Source organism: Ramlibacter sp., from assembly GCF_013697775.1.
GTDB lineage: Bacteria > Pseudomonadota > Gammaproteobacteria > Burkholderiales > Burkholderiaceae_C > Ramlibacter.
Map to the genome: position 1 here is coordinate 1 of NZ_JACCWG010000203.1, position 5,003 is coordinate 5,003.

Genomic DNA, 5,003 nt, shown 5'->3' on the forward strand with positions numbered 1-5,003 from the left:
GGCGCGGCGTGCCGGCCGCCGCCAGGTAGGCCGGCGACGCGCACAGGAAGCGGCGGTAGGCGCCCAGCCTGCGCGCGGCCAGGCCCGAGCTCTCCAGCGCGCCGATGCGCAGCGCCAGATCGAACCCCTGGCCGACGATGTCCACATAGGCGTCTGAGAAATGCAGGTCGAGGTCGATCTCGGGATGCGCCGCCAAAAAGCGCGGCAGCGCCGGCAGCACCACCCCGCGGCCGAACGCGTTCGGCAGGGCCAGCCGCAGTAGCCCGCCGACGCGGTGCTGCTGCTCCAGCACCGATTCGTCCAGCGCGGCCATCTGCGCGAGCAGCCGGGCGCCGCGCTCGAAATAGTCCTTGCCCGCCTGCGTGAGGCTCAGGCTGCGGGTCGAGCGCTGCAGCAGGCGCGCGCCCAGCCGCCGCTCCAGCGCCGTGACGCGGCGGCTGACCGAGGACACGTCCAGGTCCAGTGCTTCGGCCGCCGCCACGAAGCTGCCGCGGCGCGCGGTTTCGACAAAGGCCTGCATGCCGGCCAGGCGGTCCGCTTGCTTCATTGCGTTGGATGCAAGAGTGTTTTGGGTGGCGGGGACTGTATCGCCCGCGCCGTCGAACCTACGCTCGCGCCTTCGAATCACCCCAAGGAAAGCACGCCATGAAGTTACCCACCCCCGTCCTCGCCGCCGCGGCCGCCGCACTGGGCCTCGGCTTGGGCGCGGGCGCGCAGGCCGCGCCTGCGACGCCGCTGGACACGCAGTACCTCGGCACGCTGTACGCGCCGCTGGAAGCGCCGCAGGCGATCAGCGCGGGCCTGCTGGTGTTCCACCCGCGCCCGGGCGGCCGCCTGGAAGGGGCGATCCGCGCCGACCTGATCAACCCCGCCGGCGACTGGGTGCGCATCATGCCCAACGGCTCCATGCGCATCGACGTGCGGCTGACGGCCAGGCTGGACGACGGCGAGCTGCTGTACGTCACCTACAACGGCGTGCTGAAGAAGCCCGACGCCGCCAGCTGGGAGCGCTTCATGCAGGGCGAGAAGATCGCGGCGCCCCAGTGGTACTACGTGATCGCGCCGACCTTCGAGACGGCGTCGAAGGCCTACGCCTGGCTCAACGACGTGCAGGCGGTCGGCAAGTTCATCTCGATCCAGACCGGTCCGCAGGCGCACGTCATGTTCGACCTGTACGCCATGAAATAGGCTTGGCCGGCAGTCTCGCCACAGGCTAGGCGCCGGGGGCTAGCGAAGGGCGCGCCGGCGACAGCGCCTCCTGCGTGAGGCCGAAGCCGGCAATGCGCTCGGGCAGCGGCTGGCCGCGGACCAGCGCGGCGCAGGCTTCGCCCATGGCCGGCGCGGTCTGGATGCCGTAGCCGCCCTGCGCGGCGACCCAGAAGAAGCCGGGCGCCCGCGTGTCCCAGCCGCCCACCAGCTCGCCGTCGGCGACGAAGGAACGCAGGCCGGCCCACACGCGCGTGGGCCGGCGGATGGTCAGCGTGGTCATCTCCTGGATGCGGTCGATGGCGATGGCGATGTCCAGTTCCTCGGCCTGCACGTCGTGGGGCGCCACCGGGTCGGCATTGGCCGGCGAGCCGAGCAGCATGCCGGCGTCGGGCTTCATGTACCAGTCCTCGCCGACGCCGAGCGTCATCGGCCACTCGGCGGTCGCCAGATCCGGCGGCGGTGCGAAGATGAAGGCCGAGCGGCGCCGGGGCTGCAGCCCGATGACGCCAGCGCCGGCCAGCGCGCCGATCTCGTCGGCCCAGGCGCCGGCCGCGTTCACCAGCAGCGGCGCCTGCACCGTGCGCCCGCCGGTGGTGCGCACTTCCCACACGCTGCCCACGCGGCGGATCGCCGCCACGCCGGCGTCGCTCAGCACGCTGCCGCCGGCGCGGCGCAGGCCGCGCAGGAAGCCCTGGTGGATGGCATGCACGTCCATGTCGGCGGCGTCGGTCTCGTAGACGGCGCCGAGCACCTTGTCTTCGCGCAGCACCGGCGTGAGCGCGAGCGCGGCCTTCGCGTCCAGCAGCTGGCCGTGTCGCGTCAGCTGCTGCAGCACCCGCCAGTGCTCCAGCAGCGCGCCTTCCTGCTCGGGCGTGGCCACCACCATCGCGCCGCGCTGGCTGAGCAGGGGATAGTCGGCGAAGCCGTCGGGCGGCGCGTCGAAGAAGGCGCGGCTCGCGCGGCTGAGCGCGCGCACCTGCGGCGGCCCGTAGCTCTCCATGAACAGCGCGGCCGAGCGGCCGGTGGAGTGGTAGCCGGGCTGCGACTCGCGCTCCAGCAGCAGCACGCGCGCATGCGGCGCGAGCCAGAAGGCGACCGAGGTGCCGGCAATGCCGGCCCCGATCACGACGACGTCGGCATCCAGGTCCATGCCGGCATCCTAGCGCCGCGCGCGCAGCCTGTCGCTCCAGGCCGTCAGGCGGCCGCCGCGGCTGCGCCGCGCGGTGCCGCGCGGCGGATGCACAGCACCACCACGGCCGCCAGCAGGCACAGCACGCCGGCCACCACGAAGGCCGGCATGTAGGTGAGCAGGGCGGTGCGCGCCCAGCCCGCGCCGTAGGCGGCAGCGGCGGCGCCGATCTGGTGGGCGGCGAACACCCAGCCAAACACCAGGCCGGCCTTCTCCGGGCCGAAGCGCTCGGCAACCAGCTTGACGGTCGGCGGCACGGTGGCGATCCAGTCCAGCCCGTAGAACACGGCGAACAGCGACAGGCCGTAAAAGCTGAAGTCGGTGAACGGCAGGTAGAGCAGCGACAGCCCGCGCAGGCCGTAATACCAGAAGAGCAGCCAGCGGGTGTCGTAGCGGTCGGACAGCCAGCCCGAGCCGATGGTGCCGACGAAATCGAACGCGCCCATCATCGCCAACACGCCGGCGGCGGCCACGGCGGCCATGCCGAAGTCGCCGCACATGGACACGAAGTGCGTCTGGATCAGCCCGTTGGTGCTGGCCCCGCAGATGAAGAATGTGCCGGCCAGTGCCCAGAACACCGACACGCGCGCCGCTTCGCGCAGCGTGGCGAGCGGCGAGATCATGTGCGTGCGCAGGCTGATGCCGGCCGCCGGCGCGGGCGCCAGCCGGGTCGCGCCGTAGGGCGGCAGGCCCAGGTCGGACGGGCGGTCGCGCATCAGCAGCAGCGCCACCGCGGCCCCGGCCAGTAGCAGCACGCAGGCCAGCAGCACGCTGGCGCGCCAGCCATAGCGCTCGGTCACCCAGGCCATCAGCGGCAGGAAGGCCAGCTGGCCGGTGGCGGCGCTGGCCGCCAGCAGGCCCATCACCAGCCCGCGGCGCTGCTCGAACCAGCGCGCCGCCACGGTGGCGGCCAGCACCATCGCCACCAGCCCGGTGCCCACGCCGACCACCACGCCCCACAGCAAGAGCAGCTGCCATGGCGCGGTCATGCCCAGCGAGCCGAGGAAGCCCAGGCCGATCAGCGACATCGCCACGCCGACGATGATGCGCACGCCGAAGCGGTTGATGAAGGCGGCGGCGAACGGCCCCAGCACGCCGAACAGCACCAGCCGCAGCGCCAGCGCAGAGGAGATCTGCGAGGTGCTCCAGCCGAATTCGCGCTGCAGCGGAACGATCAGCACGCCGGGCAGGCCGAGCGCGGCGGCAGCCACCAGCATGGTGAAGAAGGTGGTGGCCACCACCACCCAGCCGTAGTGCACGTTGCGCTGTGCGAGCGCCGCGGCCAGCTTGTCGGAGACTGTCATGCTCACCTCGCCAGGTACACGCCGGGCTCGGCCGAGAGGCCGCGCTTGACGTTTTGCGTTGTCTCGTCGGCCAGCACTTCCTCGGCGCCGGCCTCCAGCGCGTCAAGTGTGCGCGCGACGATGAGTTCCGGCGGCGACTTCTGCACCTCGAAGCCGCGCGTCATGTCGGTGTCCACGTAGCCCATGTGCATGGCCAGCACCTGCGTGCCCTGGCCGCGCAGTTCGATGCGCAGCGAGTTGGTGAGGTTCCACGCGGCCGACTTGGTCGCGCCGTACAGGCCCAGCGTCGGCCCGTTGATCCAGCTGGCGATCGACACCACGTTGAGCACGGCGCCGCCGCCGTTGCGCGCCAGCACCGGCGCGAAGGCGCCCGACATGCGCAGCACGCCGAAGAAATTCACCTCCATCTGCGCCCGCGCGAGGGCGACGCCGTCCTGCGCCAGGGCACCGCCGACCATGGCGATGCCGGCGTTGTTGACCAGCAGCGTCACGTCGCCGCAGCGCGCGGCGGCCGCGGCGACGGAGGCGTCGTCGGTCACGTCCAGCTGCACCGCCTCCACGCCGGGCAGGGTGACGGTGTCCGGATCGCGCGCGGCCGCGTAGACCTTGCGGGCGCCACGTGCCAGTGCGGCCTGCGCGAAGGCAAGGCCGATGCCGCGGTTGGCGCCGGTCACGAGGACGACGGCGTTGTCGAGTTTCATGGGTGCTCCTGGAGAAAAAGGGAGGGGCGGCGCGATCGGCGCTTCCACGCTTTCCGCAAACCACGATAATACGTGCATGTGCACATTCCTGTTTGCCCGAGTCCCGTGCGGGGAGATTGCGCCGTGAGCGGACCCCGCGCGCTGGCGCCGACGGATGTCTGCCATTGCCTGGTGGTGCGGCAGGCCGGGCGCTGGATCACCCAGCTCTACGACCAGCATCTGGCCGGCACCGGGCTGAGCTCGACGCAGTACACCCTCCTGTCGCAGCTGGCCCACTTGGGCTCCGCCAGCATGGCCGAGCTGGCCGAGGCAATGGTGATGGACCGCACCACGGTCACGCGCAACGTGATGCCGCTGGAGCGCGATGGCCTGGTGGAGATCACGCCGGCCGGCGACGACCGGCGCCGCAAGGTGGTGCGGCTGACGCCGCATGGCCGCGGCACCTGGGCCGCCGCGCGCCCGCGCTGGAAGCAGGCGCAGGCCGCGTTCGAAAAACACTTTGGCATCGACGAAGCCGCGGTGCTGCGCAAGCTGCTGCGCGACGTGCCGCGCGGACGCGTGCCCGGCGCCGGCGAGCGCGCCTGACGCGCCGGCGCGCTC

General features: G+C 72.3%; 6 protein-coding genes. 2 read left to right on the forward strand and 4 right to left on the reverse strand.

Features of this window, described 5'->3' with window-relative positions; all coding sequences use genetic code 11:
* The coding region (locus H0U68_RS10000; protein ID WP_296355113.1) for a LysR family transcriptional regulator at nucleotides 1–547 on the reverse strand (547 nt) is incomplete at its 3' end.
* A gap of 98 nt (nucleotides 548–645) precedes the next feature.
* Between H0U68_RS10000 and H0U68_RS10005 the strand changes: the two genes are divergently transcribed.
* A complete protein-coding gene (locus tag H0U68_RS10005; RefSeq protein ID WP_296355115.1) occupies nucleotides 646–1,188 on the forward strand; it encodes a DUF3237 domain-containing protein in 543 nt (180 codons plus the stop codon).
* A 25-nt stretch (nucleotides 1,189–1,213) separates the two neighbouring features.
* On the opposite strand, the gene H0U68_RS10010 is transcribed toward H0U68_RS10005, so the two are convergent.
* The 3 genes from H0U68_RS10010 to H0U68_RS10020 are packed head-to-tail and all read right to left on the reverse strand — an operon-like array spanning nucleotide 1,214 to nucleotide 4,403.
* Nucleotides 1,214–2,359, reverse strand: a complete 1,146-nt coding sequence (locus tag H0U68_RS10010) for an FAD-binding oxidoreductase (RefSeq protein WP_296355117.1) — start codon at nucleotides 2,357–2,359, stop codon at nucleotides 1,214–1,216.
* 44 nt (nucleotides 2,360–2,403) lie between these two features.
* Entirely contained in the window at nucleotides 2,404–3,702 is a 1,299-nt protein-coding gene (locus H0U68_RS10015) for an MFS transporter (protein ID WP_296355120.1), read from the reverse strand.
* Between the two features lie 2 nt (nucleotides 3,703–3,704).
* Complete coding sequence (locus H0U68_RS10020) at nucleotides 3,705–4,403, reverse strand: SDR family oxidoreductase (RefSeq protein ID WP_296355122.1); 699 nt, start codon at nucleotides 4,401–4,403, stop codon at nucleotides 3,705–3,707.
* A 123-nt stretch (nucleotides 4,404–4,526) separates the two neighbouring features.
* Here H0U68_RS10020 and H0U68_RS10025 point away from each other — a divergent pair, with 123 nt between their 5' ends.
* Nucleotides 4,527–4,988: a MarR family winged helix-turn-helix transcriptional regulator gene (locus tag H0U68_RS10025; protein WP_296355124.1), complete on the forward strand. Its 462-nt coding sequence runs from the start codon at nucleotides 4,527–4,529 to the stop codon at nucleotides 4,986–4,988.
* Nucleotides 4,989–5,003 lie beyond the last annotated feature (15 nt).